Origin of the sequence: Streptomyces sp. NBC_01445 (assembly GCF_035918235.1) — a bacterium.
Taxonomy (GTDB): domain Bacteria; phylum Actinomycetota; class Actinomycetes; order Streptomycetales; family Streptomycetaceae; genus Streptomyces.
Genome location: NZ_CP109485.1, coordinates 2,026,394 through 2,046,513 on the forward strand (window position 1 = coordinate 2,026,394; position 20,120 = coordinate 2,046,513).

The following is a 20,120-nucleotide window of genomic DNA, read 5'->3' on the forward strand; positions in this document are numbered from 1 at the left end:
TAGACCCATGGCATGTCCTCCCCCTCTCAGTCTTCCGCCTTCCGGCGCAGACGCTGGCAGTTGATCGCGACTGCCACCGTGGTGCCGCTTCTGGCGTCGGGGCTCGCAGTTCTGCAAGCGCCCGCACAAGCTGCTCCGAGCAAGCCCACCGTTCCCGCCAAGCCCTCGGCGACCCACAAGGTCACCCTGGTCACCGGCGACATCGTCACGGTCACCACGATGGCCGACGGCAAGCAGATCGCCGACGTCGACCGGCCGGACAGCGCCGTCGGCGGCGTAAAGATCCAGGAGATCAAAGGTGACCTGTTCGTCATCCCGGACGAGGCGGTGCCGCTGCTGGGCACGGACAAGCTGGACCGTCGGCTGTTCAACGTCACCGACCTGATCGAGATGGGCTACGACGACGCGAAGTCGGCCGCGGTGCCGCTGATCGCGACGTACGCCCAGCCGAAGTCTCGCTCGGCCGCCGTCGAGCCGACGGCCCCCCGGGGCAGCAAGCTGACCCGCAAGCTCAAGGGCATCCACGGTGCCGCACTCAGCACCGAGAAGCGGCGGGCCCGTACCTTCTGGAGCACCGTCGCGCCGCAGGGCAGCGCGAAGTTGGGCGCGGGTGTGTCGAAGCTGTGGCTCGACGGTCGCGTGAAGGTCAACCTGAAGGAGAGCGTGCCGCTGATCGGCGCGCCCGAGGCCTGGGCTGCCGGGTACACCGGCAAGGGCGTCAAGGTCGCGGTGCTCGACACCGGCATCGACGTCAACCACCCCGACTTCGCCGGCTTGATCGACGGCACGACCAGTTTCGTGCCGGGTGAGGGCGTCACCGACGTCAACGGGCACGGCACGCATGTGGCGAGCACCATCGTCGGCTCCGGCGCCGCCTCCGGCGGCGACTACAAGGGCGTCGCCCCCGGCGCCGACCTGTTCGTCGGCAAGGTGCTCGGTGGCGCGGAGGGCTACGGCCAGGACTCCTGGGTCATGGCCGGCATGCAGTGGGCCGCCGAATCCGGTGCGGACGTCGTCAACATGAGCCTCGGCGACACCTACCCGACGGACGGCAGCGACCCGATGTCGCAGACGGTCGACGCGTTGTCCGAGCAGTACGGCACGCTGTTCGTCATCGCCGCCGGCAACGCGGGCCCGGAGAGCATCTCCGCCCCAGGTGCGGCCGCCTCGGCGCTGACCGTGGCTGCCACGGACAAGCAGGACCAGCTCGCATCCTTCTCCAGCACCGGCCCGCTGGCCGGCTCCGGCGGCATGAAGCCGGACATCGCGGCGCCCGGCGTGGACATCACCGCGGCCCGCTCACAGGAGATGACCGACGGTGGTGAGGGCCTTTACCGCACCCTCAGCGGCACCTCGATGGCCACCCCGCACGTGGTCGGCGCGGCGGCGATCCTGGCCCAGCGGCACCCGGACTGGACCGGCGCGCAGCTCAAGGAACACCTGATGAGTACCGCGAAGGGCTTGGACGACGGGTACTCGCCGTACGAGGTCGGCACGGGCCGTGTCGATGTGGCCGCCGCCGTGCGCACCACGGTCCGCGGCACCGGGTCGCTCTTCTTCGGCAACTACACATGGCCGCACGAGCCGAGCGATGTCGCCGTCACGAAGGACCTGACCTTCACCAACACCGGTTCCGCCGACGTCACGCTGAACGTGGGGCTGACCGACGACGGCGGCCCGTTCGCGCTCGGAGCCACCAAGGTGACCGTCCCGGCGGGCGGCACCGCTGCCGTCCCGGTGAGTGGTGACCCGCAGTCCGCCTCGGCAGGCCGGCATGTCGGCTACGTCGTAGCCACCGACGCGGCCACCGGGAAGCCGGTGACCCGCACCTCCGTGGCGCTGCTCAAGGAGGAGGAGCGCTACGACCTGAACATCAACCTGGTCGGCCGGGACGGCAAGCCCGCCGCGGGCTGGGTCACGGTCAACCTGGCCGGCGACGTCTGGCCGTGGAACGTCTACGTCGACGGCTCGACCACCATGCGCATGGCACCCGGCCTGTACACCGTCGCGGGGTACCTCGACGTGACCGGCGAGAAGGCGGACCGATCGGGTCTGGCCGTGCTGGTCGATCCGGAAACCGTGCTCAAGGACGGTTCCGCGGACGTGGTGCTCGACGCGCGCAAGGCACGCCTGCTGCAGACCGAGGCGCCGCAGCGCACCGAGGACCGCCAGCGCAAAGTCGACTTCAACGTCCACTACAAGGGCCAAGACCCATGCACGGACTACCGCAGCGCGTACGTGCTGCCGCCGACGTACGACGACGTCTACGTCGCGCCGACGAAGCCGATGAAGCAGGGCGAGTTCACGCTGACAACTCGGTGGCGCAAGGGCGAGCCGCAGCTCAGCCTGAGCGCATTGGGCGGCCGGCTCCGCTTCGAGGCGCTGGTGCAGGCGGGCAGCGCGCTGGGCACCGCCACGGACAGGCTGGACGCCGTCTACGCGGGCAACGGCGCGGTGGCCGAATACAAGAAGGTCAGGGCCAAGGGCAAGGCCGTCGTCATCAAGCGCAGCGACGAGGTCTCGCCGCAGGAGCGCACCGAGGCCGCGGCCGCGGCCGGTGCGAAGGCGCTGATCGTGGTCAACGACGGTGTCGGCGCCCTGATGGAGTACGTCGGCGAGTCGACCATCCCCGTCGCCACCGTGCACCGCGACGCGGGCAGGACCCTCGTCTCGATGGCCAAGGCCGGCACCTTGAAGCTGACCGCGAAGCAGACCGAGTACACGCCGTTCGTCTACGACCTGACCCGGGACTACCCGGGCAAGGTGCCGGACCGTGCCCTGGTCTACAAGCCGACCAAGCGTGACCTCGCCCGGATCGATGCCCGCTACTACTCGGCCACGGACGGCGGGTTGGCGGAAGGTTACCGGTCCGACTTCACCCTCAGCCCGTCGTTCAACTTCCCCGAGCGCGAGTGGCATCCGGGCACCCGCACCGAGTGGGTGACTCCGGGTCAGGTCTGGAGGGAGTTCCACACGCAGGGCGTCGACGGACCGCTGCCGTGGTCAATGGTGTCGGGCGACAACACGTATGCGAAGGGCAGCACCACCCCTCTGGACTGGTTTGCTCCGGCGACCCGGCCAGGCCAGGGAGAGGCCTTCGGTGTGTACAACTCCCGTTGGCAGAACTACATGACGTGGAACGTGCAGGCGTGGGCCTCCGCCAGCGACAACATGCGGCTGGGCGGATACCTGCCGTGGGGTGAGACGCCGACCCACCTGCAGGTCTTCCAGGGCCACAAGCTGATCCACGACAACCCGCACAGCACGGACATGCAGTGGATCGAGGTGCCGGCGGGCAACCTGCCCTACCGCGCCGTCCTCGACGCGGAGCGGCCCGCTGACGTCTTCCGGCTGTCGACGCGCACCCGCACCGAGTGGACGTTCATGTCCGACACTGTCGACTCGGACTCCTTCGAGCCGTTCTCGGTGCTGAACCTGGACTACAAGCTGGAGTCGGACCTGCACGGCGACGTCAAGGCCAATGCGACCCAGAGGATCTCGCTCAAGCCGGTGTCGATGGACCTCGGCACCGTGCCGGGCACCGTCACCAAGGTGAAGCTGGACGTCTCGTACGACGGCGGCGCCACTTGGCAGAAGGTGACCCTGGCCAAGGGGGCCCACGGCTACTGGACGGGTTCGTTCAAGACGGCCAAGAAGAGCGGAGGCTTCCTCTCGGTCCGCGCGAGCGCCGGGACGGACAGCGGCTTCAGCGTCAAGAACGAAATCATCCGGGCGTACGGCCTGCGATGAACCGCACTGTCGGGCCCCGGGGAGGCGACTCCCCGGGGCCCTTCCCGTCACACCTGCTCCCAGCAGGGACTATTCAGGGTAAGCCGCCATGGCACATACTCCCCCCTGCTGCGGCAAGCGGAAGAGAGTCGGTCGCCGATGCTGGATGTCCTGGGCCTCGAACCCGATGACGAGCGCGTCTACCGGGCGCTGCTCGGGCGGCCCGACTCCACCGCGGTGCTGCTGTCGGATCTGCTCGCCGTATCGCAGGCTGACGTCGACATGGTCTTGTCCCGTCTGGTCGAGTGGGGACTGGTGATCGGGTCGGCGGATGAGCAGTTCACCGCCGCGCCGCCGGCCATGGCGCTCGGCGCCCTCATCAGCCAGCGCCGAGACGGGCTACGGATGGCTGAGCAGGCACTGGTGACCTTCGCCGAGGAACACCGGGCGGCGATGACCGGGAACAGCATCAACGATCTGATCGAGGTCGTCACGGGAGTCGACGCCATCCGTCATCGCTTCCTCCAGGTGCAGCAGGCAGCCCGCACGCAGGTCCGCAGCTTCATCACCGCACCGTTCCTCGCCGTGCCGCCCGGCGAGAACACGGCCGAACCCATGGCCATCGGCCGCGGCGTGCACTTCCGGGTGGTACTGGACCGGGCCGTGCTGGCAGAGCCGGGCATCATCACCGATGCGATCGATTCACTGCGCAACGGCGTGCAGCTGCGTGTCGCCGACCAACTGCCGATGAAGCTTGTGCTGGCCGACGCCGACCTCGGCCTTGTCCCGCTCGCGGACACACCGGCCGGAGAGCCCGGCGCCGTGCTGCTGCACCGCAGCGGACTGCTGGATGCCCTGGACGCGCTGTTCGAGTCGGTATGGCGCACCGCCCACCCGCTCGAACTGTCAGACCCCGGCGGAGAAGCCGAAACCACCGTCGAACTCGGTGCGGAAGGCCCGAGCGACCTCGACCGGAGGATCCTCGCCCTACTGCTGGCAGGCCTGACCGATCCGACGGCCGCGACACAACTCGGACTGTCACCGCGCACGCTGCACCGACGCCTACGCCGCCTCATGGACATAGCCGGGGTCCGGACCCGGATGCAGCTCGGCGGCTACGCCATTCGACACGGGTGGGTGGAGCCACACTGAGCAGGCGTGAGGCCGGCTACGGGGCGGCTGGAACCACAGCCGACGCCTCCGGTATCGGCCGGACCGGGACCGTCCGCCCCGCCCCGCCCCGCCCCGCCCCGCCCCGCCCCGCCCTGCCCTGCCCTGCCCTGCCCTGCCCTGCCCTGCCCTGCCCTGAGGATGCACAACACAGCGAGGTCGGCCCGTCGACAATCGCCTCCGGCGGCTGATCGATCCCCACGACCGGCGGGCACGTTCCGGAACAACACCCTAGGAGCGGCCGCGGGCGAGGGCATCTTCCGCTCGGTCCAGATCGTCTTGCCCTGGTTCGTGAAGCGGGCGCCCCATCGGTGGGCAAGCTCGGCACAGATGAACAGCCCGCGCCCGCCCTCGTCCGTGGTGTGTGCGTGCCGCAGGTGTGGTGCGAGGAGGCTCGAATCGCTGACTTCGCACGTCAGGGTCGGACCGTCGATGAGGCGCAACCGGAGCGGAGACGCCCCGTAACGGACGACGTTGGTGGCGAGTTCACTCACGATGAGCGGCCCTCACCAGGGATCCGCACGTCGGCGCCGCACGGATACCCGGAGCCATGCGCGCTGTGCCCGCGAATGCCAGATCTCCCCGAGGAGGCCGGACACATCGGCCGAGCCGGGAGGCGCGGAACAACCGGGCTGCCAGGACGAAGGTCAAGCCTCGACAGTGGTGGGCTCGTAGCACCCTCCGTCGCAGGGGCATTGACGCCGGGGGCGAGCGAAGTATCACCCATTCGCCCCGTAGTGATTGCCGTAGGACGGAGTTGGGGGTGAGCTGTCAATGCGCCTGGCGATAGTCGCCGACGCCAAGAGGGTGGGGCGCCCGCTGCCGAACGCGCGGGGCCGGCCCTCGTCGACCCACACGAGATTTGGAGAACCCCATGCCTTACCGCAAGGGACAGCAAGTGGAGTACCGGGACCAGCAGGATGAGCTTCAGCGGGGCGAGATCCGCAGCGCCGAGGGCAGCGGGGCACAGACGCGCTATGCCGTCCAGAACGAGGCGACCCTGCGCGAAGACAAGGTGAGCGAGAACCAGATCGAGCGAGAGCTGTAGTAACACCTCCGCCGACGCAGCCCGCCGTTGCACCGAACCAAGGTGCAACGGCGGGCTCCTTGATTCCTGCGACAGCGGCGGTAGCAGGCATTCTCCCGACCGCAGGCCAACGCCTATGGTGAGTATGGGAATTGAACTCACGGTGCATCGCGCCACGACGGATTTCAAGTGACATCAACGGCGCCGGATGGCAACACTTCTGGGTGGCGATACAAACGGCGCGACAAGGCGGTTCCCGGCCAGGGCCGAGGAACGGTCGAGCTTCCTGAAAGGGGCGCCCGTCGGCCACTGCAACCGGGCGTCGGGTGGCAGGTCTCCGCGGGTTGTCCTCGGCGACCGAACGAGGGAGCAGCCAGCGTGGCTCCATGTGCCGAAAATCGGTAAGGCACATTCTCAACACCGTCGCGTATTCGTGTTGCGCGCCCATGCAGGTCGTAAGCCTGATGCTCGTCGATCCGAAAGTGGGAATGCCGCCTTGCCCGCACTCCGAGCCCTTGCCGGTGCCGCCGCGATTGCTACGGCCACTACCGCCTTCACCGCCGTCCCCGCGGCTGCCCACACCCCCGAGCATGTGCGGTGCAAGACAAGTGCTCTTATCGCCGCCATCACCAGAGCCAACACCCAAGGTTTTGGCAAACTCAGTCTCGCCAAGGGCTGCGTCTACGACTTCACAGCACCCTTCTCGGGTGATGACGCGACACCTCCCATCACGGTTCCTGTCACGATTGACGGAAACGGCGCCACTCTCCGGCGCGGTACCACCGCGCACCTCTTCCGCCTTCTCGATGTCGCAACCGGTGGAAGGGCGACCCTCAGCGATCTCAAAATCGAGAATGGCAACGTGACCGGCGACGGCGGGGGCCTCCTCGTCCAAAACGGGGGGACACTCCACGCGACATCTGTCCTCGTCAAAGGGAACACCGCCAGTAACAACGGCGGCGGCCTTGAGAGCCTGGGAACCCTGAGGCTCGTTCGATCCAGAGTTGCCAACAACAATGCCGCAGGCTCCGGTGGGGGGATTTCCAGCGAAGGCGCCACCTCCGTCATTTCCACCTCGATTGAGGGCAACACAGCCAGTAGATTTTTTGGCGGAGGCGTCTTCAACGACGGCCTGATCACCATCACCCGCAGCTCCATCACCGGCAACAGGGTGACGGCAGGCGACGGCGGCGGCCTTTGGAACAACTACCAGATGACCGTCAACGACAGCACGATCGTCGACAACACCGCCAGCGACCACGGAGGCGGCGTCACCAACGCACAGCTCGGAAGAGCCACCTTCAACCGGAGCACCATCGCGAAGAACACCGCCGGTCTACTGGCCGGCGGTATCTACAACGTCGACTCCGGCTCCTACCTCGTCCTCAACCTCAGCTCCGTCATCAAGAACAAAGCGGGCAGTGCCCCCGGAGGCGTGTTCAACGAGACCGGAGACGTCGTGGTGAACAAACACTCCCCCATCACGGGAAACCTTCCCACCAACTGCGTTGGCAGCCCGTCTCCCGTGACCGGTTGCACCGGCTGACCTGCCCACATCGCGCAGCCGACCCCCGGCCTCTATACCGCAGCGCACCAGCGGGTCCGCCAAGTTCACCGCTTGAACCCACGTGGCCGACCTGTCGTCTGGCCACGTGGAAAGCCACCCAAGCAAGCGCACGTGGCACGACCAGGTCTGACCGAGGTGGACGTCGTAGCCGCTGACAACCGAACGGCACTGGCATTCCAGGAGGCGATCGCCGCACAGTGGGCGACCGCGACGGCCGAGAAAGACGCCCTTCGGAACCGTGTCCCTCAGGCGCTTCCCCTGACCACACCACGCGCCTCCCCTCATGGCAGGCGCTTCTGCTGGGCCCGCTGCTTCCTGGCCGGTCACTGCTTGCGACTGATTGTTCAGACGAGCGCAGGGGTGTGAGCGGGCAGGTAGGGCGTGATGTTGCGCCAGGCGCGCTCGATGTACTCCTCCTTCTCGCCGACCGGGGCGACATAGTGCAGAGCGCGTTCCGCAGCGTCGTTGCCCACGAGGCGGGCGATGATCCAGGCGGCGAGGTAGTGCGAGGCCAGGCAGCCGCCGGCCGTGGCGATGTTGTCCTTGGCGTAGAAGGGCTGATTGAGTACCTCGACGCCGGCGGCGACGACCCAGGGCTTGGTGGTCAGGTCGGTGCAGGCGGGGATGTCGTTGAGCAGGCCGAGCTTGGCCAGCACAAGCGCACCGGAGCACTGTGCCGCGATAAGTTGGCGCGAGGGGTCCAGGCGACGCAGGACGTTCATGATCGCTGGGTCTTCGACTACCTCGCGGGTGGCGATGCCACTGCCCACGATGACGGCATCAGCGGCGCACGCCTCCTCGAGAGTGGACATCTGCTCGATGACCACCCCGTTCATGGACGTCACCTTGAGGCTGGGGGTGGCGATGGTGACGCGCCAGTCGTCGGACTTGATCCGATTGAGAACACCGAGTGCGATCAGAGAATCGAGCTCGTTGTAGCCCTCGAAGGTGAGGATGGCGACGTGCACAGCGGCTGCCCTTCCGGGTTGATCGGCGGGTGGAACTTGACCGTAAGGACCCACCAACAGGACAGTCAAAGAATTGTCATGCATACAATCCACTCCATGGCAGCCCCGCGGTACAAAACGCTGGTCGACGCGCTCGCATCCGACATCCGGACGGGGCGGCTCGCCGCAGGCGTACGCCTGCCGACACACCGCGCGCTCGCCGCCCGTGAGGGCATCGCCGTGGTGACCGCGACCCGGGTGTACGCCGAGCTGGAAACGATGGGTCTGGTGAGCCGGGAACAGGGCCGCGGTACGTTCGTGCGTGACATCGCTGTTCCCGCCGGTCACGGCATCGATCAGCAGGTCGTCGCTACGGATTCAGTAGACCTCAACTTCAACTACCCGTCGCTGCCTGGGCAAGCCGACCTCCTTCGGCAGGCCCTACGAGAAGTGGCCACCTCCGGTGATATCGACTCGCTGCTGCACTACCAACCGCATCGAGGGCGTCCCCAGGACAGAGCCTCGATCGCACGGCACCTGAGGCGTCGGGGAATCACCACCGACGCGGATCAGGTCCTCATCACCAACGGCGCGCAGCACGGCCTGGCCATCACCGTCATGGCCACGCTCAGCGCCGGCGACGTCGTCGCGGTCGACGCACTCACCTACCCGGGCTTCAAGGTGCTCGCGCACGCCCTGCATCTCGACCTGGCACCGATACCCGCCACCGCCGACGGGCCGGATCTCGACGCCCTCGAGCAGTTGTGCGCGACCCGCCCTGTGCGCGCGATCTACTCCATGCCCACCCTGCACAACCCTCTGGGCTGGGTCATGCCAGCACCTGACCGAACCCGCCTCATCGAGATCGCCCGACAGCACGGTTCGCTCATCATCGAAGACGCCGCCTACGCCTACCTGGTGGAGGACCCTCCACCGCCTCTGGCTGCAACCGCACCGGACATCACCGTCTACGTCTCAGGACTGTCCAAGAGCGTCGCCACCGGCCTCCGGGTCGGCTTCGTCGTTGCGCCGCCATCTGCCGTGCCGTCGCTCGAACGCGCGATTCGGGCGACCATCTGGAACACCCCGGCCCTCACCACCGCGATCGCCTGCCGCTGGCTCGAGGACGGCACGGTGGACCGCTTGGAAGCGCAGAAGCGAGACGACGCCAAGGCCCGCCAAGCACTCGCGCGACAAGAGCTGGCAGGCCTACCACTCATCAGCCACCCCTCGTCCTACTTCACATGGCTGCCGCTGCCCGACGACGCACGCGCCGATCGACTGACCGCCGCCCTCGCGCGTCAGCACATCTCGGTATCCACAGCCGAGCCGTTCACCACCACGATCCACACACCGCAGGCGATCCGCCTCGCGCTGGGCTCGACCGACATGGACAGTCTCCGGTCAACGCTGCGTACGGTGCGACGAGTCGCTGTCGAGGACGCCTACGCGTCAACTGCCCGGTCGTGAACGATCGGGCTTGCTGCTCGAGTCATCACTGGCTGTGATGGGTTCGGCTGCGTCCAGGACTCACGCTATGAGGGTGAGTTCGGGGGCCGTTGACTGAGCCCCGCAGACCCACACGTACCACCCGCGGTGGGCGATGTTGTGGGACGCGTTGCAGTCCGCGTGCTCAACGAAGCCGCAGACCCGGCACGAGAAAACAGCCTGGGCAGGCCGGTTGCCGCGTTCGGTGTGATGACACTTCGAGCATTCCTGGCTGGTGTACGCCGGATCGACGTAGACGACCGGCACCCCGGCCCGCTTCGCCTTGTAGACGATGAACGAGCCGAGTTGCGCGAACGGCCAGGAGTGGAGCGTGGTGCGTTGGGGCTTTCTCAGCCGTGCCCGCTCGCGGATGCCCGTGAGTGTCTCCAGGGCGATCCCGCGACCGGTGCGTTCAGCCTCCGCCACGATCCGCTTGCTGATCTTGTGGTTGATGTCCTTGGCGCGCCGGGCTTCCTTGCCCGCATGCTTCTTCGCCCGCCGCTTGGCGGACTTGGTCTGCTTCTTCTGCAGCTTGGACCGCAGCTTGCGATCCTGCTCCCGCTTGCGATTGACACGGCGACCGCAGTGGCGCTCGCCATCGGAAGTGACCGCGATGTTCACGATCCCCAGATCCACCCCGAGGAACCCGACCGGCTGAGTGTTCAGAACCCCCTCGGGGATCTCGCAGGTGGCGATCAAGAACCATTTCCCGCCCTGGCACACCAGGTCGGACTCACCCTTGCGGTGCGCGGCCAAAACCTCCAGCTGCTCAGCCTGCCCGGTGAACGCCACGCTCTTCAGCCGACCGGCCGTGGACCAGATCGACACCGTTTGCTGCTCGTGCTGCCAGGACAGCATCCGGTCGTCGTAAGGCTGCGCCGCCTCGGGCCGGAAGACCACCGGCTTGCCCGAGGCGCGAGTGTGCCGCCTGGAACCGGGCCGCCCGTAACGACCGTTACGCAGGTTCGCCTTCAAGGTGGTGTAGGCATCGCAGGATTTCTTGATCGCGTGCTGGGCGGCCTGCGCGCCCAGTTGCCACCTGACCCGGATCTCGGCATAGGTGTGCTTGCGCAACTCCAGCGGACGTCGCGCGTTTTCCTCGAAAGCAACCCCGGCCGCCCAGGTCGCCGCTTGATTGCAGGCGTGCAGGGTCGCCTCAAGTGCCGCCGCCTGTACGAGCGTCGGCAGCAGCTTTACCCGCACCACCAGCTTCACGATCAGCGAACCTATACACCTGAACGAAAATCCACCACACGTTCGCCCCCGCCCCACCCGAACGAGCGAAACCCGCCCCGCGCACACCGCCGTAGCCCGGCTCCGCCGAAACGCCTCCCAGCCGCTCCGCAGCCGTCATCGCCTGCGGCACATCACGGCGACGCTCCGCGTCGCACCCCGTGGATGCGACTCCTCCCGCGCTCCCGAAGCCGATGAGGACGGGCCGAGGTCCGGCACGCAGGAAGTCCTCCAGGCCGGCAGGCAGCCGCTCGGTCGCATCGTGATGAGGCCACCAGTTGCCCACGACATCCAGACCGGGGCGCCAGTCGGCGGGGCGTGGCACCAGGGCCGTGCTGAACCCGTGCAAGATGGGCCAGTTCGCCTGTTCCTGCCGTCGGCGCATCGCGGAGGCGGAGAGCGCGGGCAACTGGACGTGGTGGCGCAGCCTTGCGACCGCCTGCTCGTAGACACGGTCGGCCATCCGCAGAGCGAAGCGTCCGGTTGCGCGTTGGCCTGACGGCCCAGTGAGCGCGTGCCTGTGACGACGGGCGGGAAGTCACCTGTCGGCGCCGTGGGTTGGAGGTACACCAAGGCTCGGTGTGCCCGTGGACTCGGCAAGATGCCAGCCGAGCGGTGCCGTGGATCGTTCATCGCGTCGGCGAAGCCCTGACCCAGTTCGGTGACGACCGTGACGGCGCGTGTCGGCAGTCGGCTGTGCGGCTTCGGCACAGCGCTCCGGTCGGCCGATCCGACCTCTCCGGCACATGAGCAGACCTCGTGCGAGCGGCCGGTGGACGCTCTGCAGATGACTGACCTGACGGTCGCCCCGTGGCACGCGGCCGCGGAGTCAGCGCCGGTCTGCTGGATGTCTTGCTGCTGCCCGCTCTGGACGACCGCGCATGGGTGTCGACGGACGTCCTGGATCGGTCGGCTCTGACCTTCTACCAGCACCGAGGCGGGCGTCAGGTCAGCGTCTCAGCCCTCGCAGGCTCCTCGCGGGACGGCACTCAGGTGGTCCTTCTCGCTCCGCGTCACCCGGCGGCGCAGGAGACGGCTCAGCTCCCGCGACAGGTTCCGTTCCCCAACCCATAGGCAGCCGACGCCCACTAGGCAAGGAGAACAAGGTCACACCCGCGTCATCTCCTGCTCATCTGTCGATGTGACCTAGCATCCGGGCATGACGGTCCTGCCTGACGACGGGCTTTCCCTGGCCGCCGAGTTCCCTGACGCGACACTTGAGCAGTGGCAGCACCTCGTAGCAGGTGTTCTGCGCAAGTCGGGCAAGGAAGTCTCGGCCGAGGAGGCAGAAGACGCCCTGTCCACCACCCTCGAGGACGGGCTGCGCGCCCACCCTCTGTACACGCCTCGCGATGCCACCCCCGCAACCGGGATGCCTGGATTCGCCCCCTTCGTACGCGGTGGCCGCGCCGAAGGACAGGCGGTCGGCGGCTGGGATGTGCGTCAACTGCACAGCGTCGCGGACTCCGGTGCGGTGCTCACTGACCTCGAGAACGGCGTCACCTCACTGTGGCTCACCGTCGGCGAGCACACCGGCTTCCCCGTCTCCGCGTTGCCTGCCGCTCTCGACGGCGTCTATCTGGATCTCGCTCCGGTCGTCCTCGACGCGGGCACGGAGAGTCCTGCAGCCGCGGCACAACTACTGCGCATGTACGACGAAGCGGGCATCGCCTCCGACGCGGTGCGCGGCAGTCTGGGCGGGGACCCGCTCGGCCACGAGGCCCGCACCGGCGAGTCGTACGACGGCGCGCCGGTCTACGAGCTCGCCGGCCGGTGCGTCGCGGACCGGCCCGGGCTGCGGGCACTGATGGTGGACGCCCTGCCCTATCACGAGGCCGGCGGCTCCACTGCTCAGGAACTGGGCTGCTCCCTGGCGACCGGCGTTGCCTACCTTCGTGCACTGACGTCGGCCGGGCTGAACATCCAACAGGCCCTTGCACAGTTGGAGTTCCGTTACGCAGCGAGCGCCGATCAATTCCTCACGATCGCCAAGTTCCGCGCGGCACGGCGTCTGTGGGGACGGGTGGCCGAGGCCTGCGGAGCCCCGCAGCACGGAGCGCAACTCCAGCACGCGGTGACGTCACCGGTGATGATGACGCGGCGCGATCCCTGGGTGAACATGCTGCGCAGCACCGTCGCCACTCTGGCCGCAGGGGTTGGCGGCGCCGATGCCGTGACCGTACTGCCCTTCGACCAAGCTCTCGGCCTGTCGGATGGCTTCGCCCGGCGTATCGCCCGCAACACCTCCACCATCCTCATCGAGGAGTCGCACCTGGCCCGCGTGATCGATCCGGCCGGGGGTTCCTGGTATGTGGAGCGCCTGACCGACGAACTCGCCCACGCGGCATGGGACTTCTTCCAGGAGATCGAGCGTGCGGGCGGCCAGGCGGCCGCGCTGCGGTCGGGGATGATCCGCGAGCGCCTGGCCGAGAGCTGGTCCCTTCGCAGCAGGAATCTGGCGAAGCGACGCGAGCCGGTCACCGGCGTCAGCGAGTTCCCGTTCCTCGACGAGAAGCCGGTCGTCCGTGAGCCGGCGCCCGAGGCGCCGTCCGGAGGTCTGCCGCGGGTACGCCGGGACGAAGCCTTCGAAGCGCTGAGGTCCCGGTCGGACGCCCATCTCGCTGCGTCCGGCAGCAGGCCCCGCGTGTTCCTCGCTCCGCTGGGCCCGGCCGCCGCCCACTCCGCTCGGCTCACCTTCGCCGCCAACCTCTTCCAGGCAGGTGGCATCGAACCCGTGGCCGATGGCACCTTCGAGGCGAGCGGCGCGCAAGCTGTGTGCCTGTGCTCCAGTGACCAGGTGTACGCGGAGCAGGCCGAGGCCGCCGCTCAGCAGCTGCGCGCGGCCGGCGCCCGGCAGGTGTTCCTCGCCGGCCGGCCGGCGACATACGCCGGGGTCGACACCTATGTCTTCGCAGGCTGTGACGCAGCGGACGTCCTGTCCGCCACGCTCGACCGTATGGGAGTGTCCTGATGCCCAGCCCGTTCCACCCCTCCGATGCGGCCGGCTCCTCCATCCCCGACTTCTCGACTCTCTCGCTCGGGACACCTCTCGTCGATGCCGGGCCCGACGAATGGCGGACGGCGGTGAAGAAGGCCGCGGACGGTGGGGACCTGCTGTGGGAGACCCCGGAAGGCATCCCGGTCAAGCCGCTCTACACCGTGCAGGACCTCGACGGTCTGGACTTCCTGGACACCTATCCAGGCGTCGCACCGTACCTGCGGGGCCCGTACCCGACGATGTACGTGAATCAGCCGTGGACGATCCGTCAGTACGCGGGTTTCTCCACAGCCGAGGAGTCGAACGCCTTCTACCGGCGTAACCTGGCCGCAGGTCAGAAGGGCCTGTCCGTCGCCTTCGACCTGCCCACGCACCGGGGTTACGACAGCGATCATCCGCGGGTGACCGGCGACGTCGGTATGGCGGGCGTCGCCATCGATTCGATCTACGACATGCGCCAGCTGTTCGACGGGATTCCGCTGGACAGGATGACGGTGTCGATGACGATGAACGGCGCCGTGCTGCCGGTGCTCGCGCTGTACATCGTGGCGGCAGAGGAACAGGGCGTGCCACCGGAGAAGTTGGCCGGGACCATCCAGAACGACATCCTCAAGGAGTTCATGGTCCGCAACACCTATATCTATCCGCCGAAGCCGTCGATGCGGATCATCTCCGACATTTTCGCGTACACCTCCCAGCGGATGCCGCGGTACAACTCCATCTCCATCTCCGGCTACCACATCCAAGAGGCGGGCGCGACAGCCGACTTGGAACTGGCCTACACCCTCGCCGACGGTGTGGAGTACATCCGGGCCGGCCGGGAAGCGGGCTTGGACGTGGACGCGTTCGCGCCCCGCCTGTCGTTCTTCTGGGCGATCGGCATGAACTTCTTCATGGAAGTCGCCAAGCTCCGGGCGGCACGCCTGCTCTGGGCGAAGCTCGTCAAGCAGTTCGACCCGAAGAACGCCAAGTCCCTCTCCCTGCGCACCCATTCGCAGACATCCGGCTGGTCGCTCACCGCACAGGACGTGTTCAACAACGTCACCCGTACATGTGTGGAGGCGATGGCGGCGACCCAGGGGCACACCCAGTCGTTGCACACCAACGCACTTGACGAGGCACTCGCGCTGCCCACCGACTTCTCGGCGCGGATCGCGCGGAACACGCAGCTCCTGATCCAGCAGGAGTCCGGCACCACGCGCGTGATCGACCCGTGGGGTGGCAGCGCCTACGTGGAGAAGCTGACCTACGACCTGGCACGCCGGGCCTGGCAGCACATCCAGGAGGTGGAACAAGCGGGCGGCATGGCGCAGGCCATCGACGCCGGAATCCCGAAGCTGCGCGTGGAGGAGGCCGCGGCCCGTACCCAGGCGCGTATCGACTCCGGACGGCAGCCCGTCATCGGGGTGAACAAGTACCGAGTGGACTCCGACGAGGAGATCGAGGTCCTCAAGGTCGACAACTCCTCGGTACGGGCCCAACAGATCGCCAAACTGCGCAGGTTGCGCGAGGAGCGGGACCCGGCGGCATGCCAGGAGGCGCTCGACGCCCTCACCCAGGCCGCGGCCGGTACAGGCAATCTTCTTGAGCTCGCCGTGAACGCGGCCCGCGCGATGGCGACCGTCGGAGAGATCTCCGACGCCCTGGAGAAGGTCTACGGCCGCCACGCGGGGCAGATCCGTACGATCTCCGGTGTGTACCGCAACGAAGCAGGCGAATCCCCGACCGTGGACCGCACCCGCACCCGCGTCGACGCATTCGCCGAAGCCGAGGGGCGCCGCCCCCGCATACTGGTCGCCAAGATGGGCCAGGACGGTCACGACCGCGGTCAGAAGGTCATCGCCACCGCCTTCGCCGACCTCGGTTTCGACGTCGACGTCGGCCCGCTGTTCCAGACCCCGGCGGAAGTGGCGCGACAGGCCGTCGAGGCGGACGTCCATATCGTCGGGGTGTCATCGCTGGCGGCGGGGCACCTCACGCTCGTACCGGCGCTGCGCGAGGCGCTCGCCGAGGAGGAGCGCGAGGACATCATGGTCGTGGTGGGCGGCGTGATCCCGCCCGCCGATGTCCCCACCCTGCTCGAGATGGGAGCGGCGGCCGTGTTCCCGCCCGGCACCGTGATCCCTGACGCGGCCCATGACCTGGTGTCCCGGCTGGCGACCGACCTCGGCCACGACCAGCTGTGAGCGGGTGACCCCATGGCCATCGAACTCGACACGTACGTCAAGGGCGTCCTGGACGGGAAACGGGCCGTCATCGCGCGCGCGATCACTCTCGTCGAGTCCACCCGTCCCCAACACCGCACCCTGGCACAGGAGTTGCTGACCGAGCTGCTGCCCCACAGCGGCCGCTCCCGGCGCATCGGGATCAGCGGAGTGCCGGGCGTGGGCAAGTCGACGTTCATCGACGCCTTCGGCACGATGCTCACCGGCCTCGGGCACCGAGTGGCCGTGCTCGCCGTCGACCCGTCATCCAGCCGGACCGGCGGGTCCATCCTGGGCGACAAGACCCGCATGGAGCGACTCGCCGTCGACCCTGCGGCGTTCGTGCGCCCCTCCCCCACCTCTGGAACGCTCGGCGGGGTCGCCAAAGCCACCCGTGAGTCGATCGTGGTCATGGAGGCAGCGGGCTACGACGTGGTGCTGGTGGAGACCGTCGGTGTCGGTCAGTCCGAGACCGCCGTCGCCAACATGGTCGACACCTTCCTGCTGCTCACGCTCGCACGGACCGGTGACCAGTTGCAGGGCATCAAGAAGGGTGTCCTGGAACTCGCCGACGTGATCAGTGTCAACAAAGCGGACGGGCCTCACGAGCGTGACGCCCGGGCCGCCGCCCGTGAACTCGCGGGCGCGCTGCGGCTGATGCACGGCAAAGACGCCTTCTGGACTCCACCGGTGCTCAGCTGCAGCGCACGAGAGGCGACCGGCCTCGACGCCGTGTGGGAACGGCTCGAACAACACCGCACCCTGCTGGACTCCGCCGGCCGTCTCGCCGCCCGCCGCCGCGACCAGCAGATCGACTGGACCTGGGCCATGGTCCGCGACGAACTGCTCGGCCGCCTGCACGCCGACCCGGCGGTCCGGTCGCTGACCCCGGACCTGGAGCGTCAGGTACGGGAGGGAGAGCTCACGGCCACGCTGGCCGCGGAGCGGATCCTGGACGTGTTCCGGAACGGATGAGGTCGGATACCCGTGCCGTGCGGCCTCAGCAGGCCCTCACACGGCGCGGCGCTACGAAGGTGCGGCACCTCGACCATGTCGCGCCGACTCGGCGTCGCCTTCCCTGGTGCCGTTCCTCGGATGAGCCGGGGAGTCACAGATGCCGTTCCATGGTCTACGTCGGCGCGACCGCCTTGGTGGAGTGATCCACGAGTACCGACATGCCGCCTGAGATACACGGATGAGGTTTTCGGCAGGCGCGAGCCTGCCTGGACGAGCTCGGCCACCGTCGCATCGCTGCGTTCGTCGAGGTAGCGCCAGGGGATCCCGCGCCCCCTCACGGGGAAAGGGGGTGCGGTCTTCCAGCGGCTGTGACCGCGTCAGCGGCTCCCCTGCCTTCCCGGCTCTCGGGACCCGGCGCAGCGCAGCGTTCAGTACTGCTCGGTCTCCACGAACCCCGCGTCCGCGTCGTCGTCGGCGCCGAAGGCGTCGGCGGCGGCGGTCGGGTCGAAGCCGGGAGGCGAGTCCTTGAGTCCGAGGCCCATACCGGCCAGCTTCGCCTTGACCTCGTCGATCGACTTCGCACCGAAGTTGCGGATGTCCAGGAGGTCCGCCTCGGAACGGGCCACGAGCTCACCCACGGAGTGGACGCCCTCGCGCTTGAGGCAGTTGTACGACCGAACGGTGAGGTCCAGCTCCTCGATCGGCAGTACCAGATCGGCAGCGAGCGCGGCGTCCGTGGGGGACGGGCCCATGTCGATGCCCTCGGCGTCGATGTTCAGCTCGCGGGCGAGACCGAACAGCTCGACCAGGGTCTTACCGGCCGACGCCATGGCGTCACGCGGACGCATGGCCTGCTTCGTCTCGACGTCGACGATCAGCTTGTCGAAGTCGGTGCGCTGCTCGACACGGGTCGCCTCGACCTTGTACGTGACCTTCAGGACCGGCGAGTAGATCGAGTCGACCGGGATGCGCCCGATCTCCTGACCGACCTGCTTGTTCTGAACGGCGGAGACATAGCCGCGACCGCGCTCGACGGTCAGCTCCATCTCCAGCTTGCCCTTGCCGTTGAGCGTGGCGAGGACGAGGTCGGGGTTGTGCACCTCGACACCGGCCGGGGGCGCGATGTCGGCGGCGGTGACCAGACCCGGGCCCTGCTTGCGCAGGTACATCACGACCGGCTCGTCTTGCTCGCTGCTCACGACGAGCTGCTTGATGTTGAGGATGAGGTCGGTGACGTCTTCCTTGACGCCCGGCACGGTGGTGAACTCGTGCAGGACACCGTCGATACGGATGGACGTGACCGCCGCACCCGGGATCGAGGAGAGAAGGGTCCGGCGAAGCGAGTTGCCGAGGGTGTAACCGAAGCCCGGCTCCAGCGGCTCGATGACGAACCGGGAGCGGAACTCGTCGACGACCTCTTCGGTCAGGGACGGACGCTGAGCAATCAGCACGAGGTGTTGCCTCCAGTAGTTCGGCGCCCGCTATGTGGCGCCGTAGACACCACGAAGGGTACGTGCGATCTGGGCGATACAGCCTCCGAAGAGGCCGAACTGCCCGACTCCGCCCGTCTGCCGACCACTCGGCGGGCCCAGCTCTCGCTGGCGTGGGGCCCGACGATCAGCTGCTCCTGCTCCTGGGCGTCAGTCATACGCCGAGGGCCGGGACTCGTACAGCCGGGTGTGACAGCGGCCTTCCGCCTCCAGTCCGGTGGGGTCGTTGCCGGCACGGAGCACCTTGCTGATGCCAGAAACCTCGTCCCCGCTGGTCAGGTCCCGCAGGGGCGTGGTCGTGAGTTCCTGGCAATCGCCGGTGATGGAGGGGCGTCCTCGGTGATTGCCGGGCAGCAACGGCCGGCGCCAGGATGATCCGGTGCTGATGCGACTGTCTGACTGGCCCTGACAAGCATGTTCACCTTGATACGGCTCCTACCGATGAGGGACCGGGACAAGGACGCGGAGATCATGACGCTGCGCCACCAACTCGCCGTACCGCAGCGGCAGATCGACAACCGAAGCTCACCTGGCCGGACCGCGCGCTGCCGAGACCCTCAAGTTGCCGCACACCCGACACTCAGTGGCGCCCTCCTCAGCCGGAGGATGGATGCGGCCAGTGCGCGAGGCTGCCAGGCAATGGAGCAGACGCCGTAGCTTCCGCCGTCGAGGGGAAGATTTCGTAGCTCTCGCGCATGCCGCTCAGGTCGAAGATCTTCAGTACCCGGCTGGAGGCGGACGCGATACGCAGTGCGCTTTCGTGTTCACGGAGGCGCTTGGTGATCGCCACGATCATGCCCAGCCCCATCGAATCCATGAAGGTGACAAAGCCCAGGTCCAGGACGAAATGGGAGTGTCCCTCATTGAGGAGCTTGATCACTCCTTCGCGGATCACGGGGGCGGTGTGGGCGTCGACCTCACCGTCGACCTCGATGACCGTCCAGCCGTTGACCACGTCGTAGCTCACCATCATGTTCTCGTGCCGGATGATGTTGGTTCGCATTGCCATCCCTCCTCACGTCTCGAGGCGGCGTGGGATGCCCAGAAGCGTGCGGTGGAGACGGCCGGCCGGTGCCCGATCAAGGCCTCCGCAAGGGGCCAGTTCGCGTGAACGGCAGTGATCGCCACCACTGGTCTCACGTACTGGTCACCGGCTCCTGGTCAGCCACTCGGCGAGAGCAGCTCCGGCTGTGATCCACATCCTCAGCGGCGTCCAAGACGATCTGTTCGGCCATAACGGTGCCCTTCCAGACCGGTCGGCCGCCCCGGCCTTGCGGGTGACCGGCTCCGCCCCCGCTGCGAAGCGGTTG

At 67.8% G+C, this 20,120-nt stretch carries 14 protein-coding genes and 1 pseudogene; 9 read left to right on the top strand and 6 right to left on the bottom strand.

Translation table 11 applies throughout. The features are described from left to right. Positions 1-12: 12 nt before the first annotated feature. On the top strand, positions 13-3,750 hold the full coding sequence (locus OG574_RS09585; RefSeq protein WP_326772788.1) for a S8 family peptidase: 3,738 nt from the start codon (positions 13-15) through the stop codon (positions 3,748-3,750). Between the two features lie 138 nt (positions 3,751-3,888). After that, a complete protein-coding gene (locus OG574_RS09590) occupies positions 3,889-4,881 on the top strand; it encodes a TrmB family transcriptional regulator (protein WP_326772789.1) in 993 nt (330 codons plus the stop codon). On the opposite strand, the gene OG574_RS09595 is transcribed toward OG574_RS09590, so the two are convergent. Continuing rightward, complete coding sequence (locus OG574_RS09595) at positions 4,845-5,393, bottom strand: ATP-binding protein (RefSeq protein ID WP_326772790.1); 549 nt, start codon at positions 5,391-5,393, stop codon at positions 4,845-4,847. The two genes, OG574_RS09590 and OG574_RS09595, sit on opposite strands and share 37 nt — an antisense overlap. Before the next feature lie 380 nt (positions 5,394-5,773). On the opposite strand from OG574_RS09595, the gene OG574_RS09600 reads away from it, so the two are divergent. From OG574_RS09600 to OG574_RS09610, 3 genes are all read left to right on the top strand, one after another. Continuing rightward, positions 5,774-5,947, top strand: coding sequence for a hypothetical protein (locus tag OG574_RS09600; protein WP_326772791.1), 174 nt, complete (start codon positions 5,774-5,776; stop codon positions 5,945-5,947). Between the two features lie 475 nt (positions 5,948-6,422). Next, the gene (locus OG574_RS09605) at positions 6,423-7,472 is read left to right on the top strand and encodes a hypothetical protein (RefSeq protein ID WP_326772792.1); all 1,050 of its coding nucleotides are present in this window, start codon (positions 6,423-6,425) and stop codon (positions 7,470-7,472) included. A gap of 132 nt (positions 7,473-7,604) precedes the next feature. Then, the gene (locus tag OG574_RS09610) at positions 7,605-7,859 is read left to right on the top strand and encodes a DUF6207 family protein (RefSeq protein WP_326772793.1); all 255 of its coding nucleotides are present in this window, start codon (positions 7,605-7,607) and stop codon (positions 7,857-7,859) included. Here OG574_RS09610 and OG574_RS09615 read toward each other — a convergent pair. After that, positions 7,838-8,461 (bottom strand): DJ-1/PfpI family protein, encoded by a 624-nt coding sequence (locus OG574_RS09615; protein ID WP_326772794.1) that lies wholly within the window; start codon positions 8,459-8,461, stop codon positions 7,838-7,840. The genes OG574_RS09610 and OG574_RS09615 overlap by 22 nt on opposite strands. Between OG574_RS09615 and OG574_RS09620 the strand changes: the two genes are divergently transcribed. Beyond that, positions 8,456-9,910, top strand: a complete 1,455-nt coding sequence (locus tag OG574_RS09620; RefSeq protein ID WP_326772795.1) for an aminotransferase-like domain-containing protein — start codon at positions 8,456-8,458, stop codon at positions 9,908-9,910. The two genes, OG574_RS09615 and OG574_RS09620, sit on opposite strands and share 6 nt — an antisense overlap. 60 nt (positions 9,911-9,970) lie before the next feature. Here the strand turns inward: OG574_RS09620 and OG574_RS09625 are convergent, their stop codons facing one another. Both OG574_RS09625 and OG574_RS09630 read right to left on the bottom strand, forming a co-directional pair. After that, positions 9,971-11,143, bottom strand: a complete 1,173-nt coding sequence (locus OG574_RS09625; protein ID WP_326772796.1) for an RNA-guided endonuclease InsQ/TnpB family protein — start codon at positions 11,141-11,143, stop codon at positions 9,971-9,973. Next, positions 11,097-11,839, bottom strand: a pseudogene (locus OG574_RS09630) (glycosyltransferase); the annotation flags it as partial. The gene OG574_RS09625 and the pseudogene OG574_RS09630, both read right to left, overlap by 47 nt. A gap of 481 nt (positions 11,840-12,320) precedes the next feature. Between OG574_RS09630 and OG574_RS09635 the strand changes: the two are divergent. Genes OG574_RS09635 through meaB form a run of 3 tightly spaced genes read left to right on the top strand, consistent with a single transcriptional unit; the run spans position 12,321 to position 17,338 of the window. Then, a complete protein-coding gene (locus OG574_RS09635) occupies positions 12,321-14,132 on the top strand; it encodes a methylmalonyl-CoA mutase family protein (RefSeq protein WP_326772797.1) in 1,812 nt (603 codons plus the stop codon). After that, the gene (scpA, locus tag OG574_RS09640) at positions 14,132-16,345 is read left to right on the top strand and encodes a methylmalonyl-CoA mutase (protein ID WP_326772798.1); all 2,214 of its coding nucleotides are present in this window, start codon (positions 14,132-14,134) and stop codon (positions 16,343-16,345) included. Before OG574_RS09635 ends, scpA begins: the two co-directional genes overlap by 1 nt. Before the next feature lie 12 nt (positions 16,346-16,357). Then, complete coding sequence (gene meaB / locus OG574_RS09645; protein ID WP_326772799.1) at positions 16,358-17,338, top strand: methylmalonyl Co-A mutase-associated GTPase MeaB; 981 nt, start codon at positions 16,358-16,360, stop codon at positions 17,336-17,338. Positions 17,339-17,748: 410 nt separating this feature from the next. Here meaB and OG574_RS09650 read toward each other — a convergent pair whose 3' ends face one another. Beyond that, the gene (locus OG574_RS09650; RefSeq protein ID WP_326772800.1) at positions 17,749-18,771 is read right to left on the bottom strand and encodes a DNA-directed RNA polymerase subunit alpha; all 1,023 of its coding nucleotides are present in this window, start codon (positions 18,769-18,771) and stop codon (positions 17,749-17,751) included. Positions 18,772-19,405: 634 nt separating this feature from the next. Next, positions 19,406-19,813: an STAS domain-containing protein gene (locus OG574_RS09655; RefSeq protein ID WP_326772801.1), complete on the bottom strand. Its 408-nt coding sequence runs from the start codon at positions 19,811-19,813 to the stop codon at positions 19,406-19,408. Between the last annotated feature and the right edge of the window lie 307 nt (positions 19,814-20,120).

Coding starts and splice junctions, on each gene's coding strand:
- OG574_RS09585 (WP_326772788.1), top strand. CDS start 13: ATGTCCTCCCCCTCTCAGTCTTCCGCCTTCCGGCGCAGACGCTGGCAG.
- OG574_RS09590 (WP_326772789.1), top strand. CDS start 3,889: ATGCTGGATGTCCTGGGCCTCGAACCCGATGACGAGCGCGTCTACCGG.
- OG574_RS09600 (WP_326772791.1), top strand. CDS start 5,774: ATGCCTTACCGCAAGGGACAGCAAGTGGAGTACCGGGACCAGCAGGAT.
- OG574_RS09635 (WP_326772797.1), top strand. CDS start 12,321: ATGACGGTCCTGCCTGACGACGGGCTTTCCCTGGCCGCCGAGTTCCCT.
- scpA (WP_326772798.1), top strand. CDS start 14,132: ATGCCCAGCCCGTTCCACCCCTCCGATGCGGCCGGCTCCTCCATCCCC.
- meaB (WP_326772799.1), top strand. CDS start 16,358: ATGGCCATCGAACTCGACACGTACGTCAAGGGCGTCCTGGACGGGAAA.
- OG574_RS09655 (WP_326772801.1), bottom strand. CDS start 19,813: ATGCGAACCAACATCATCCGGCACGAGAACATGATGGTGAGCTACGAC.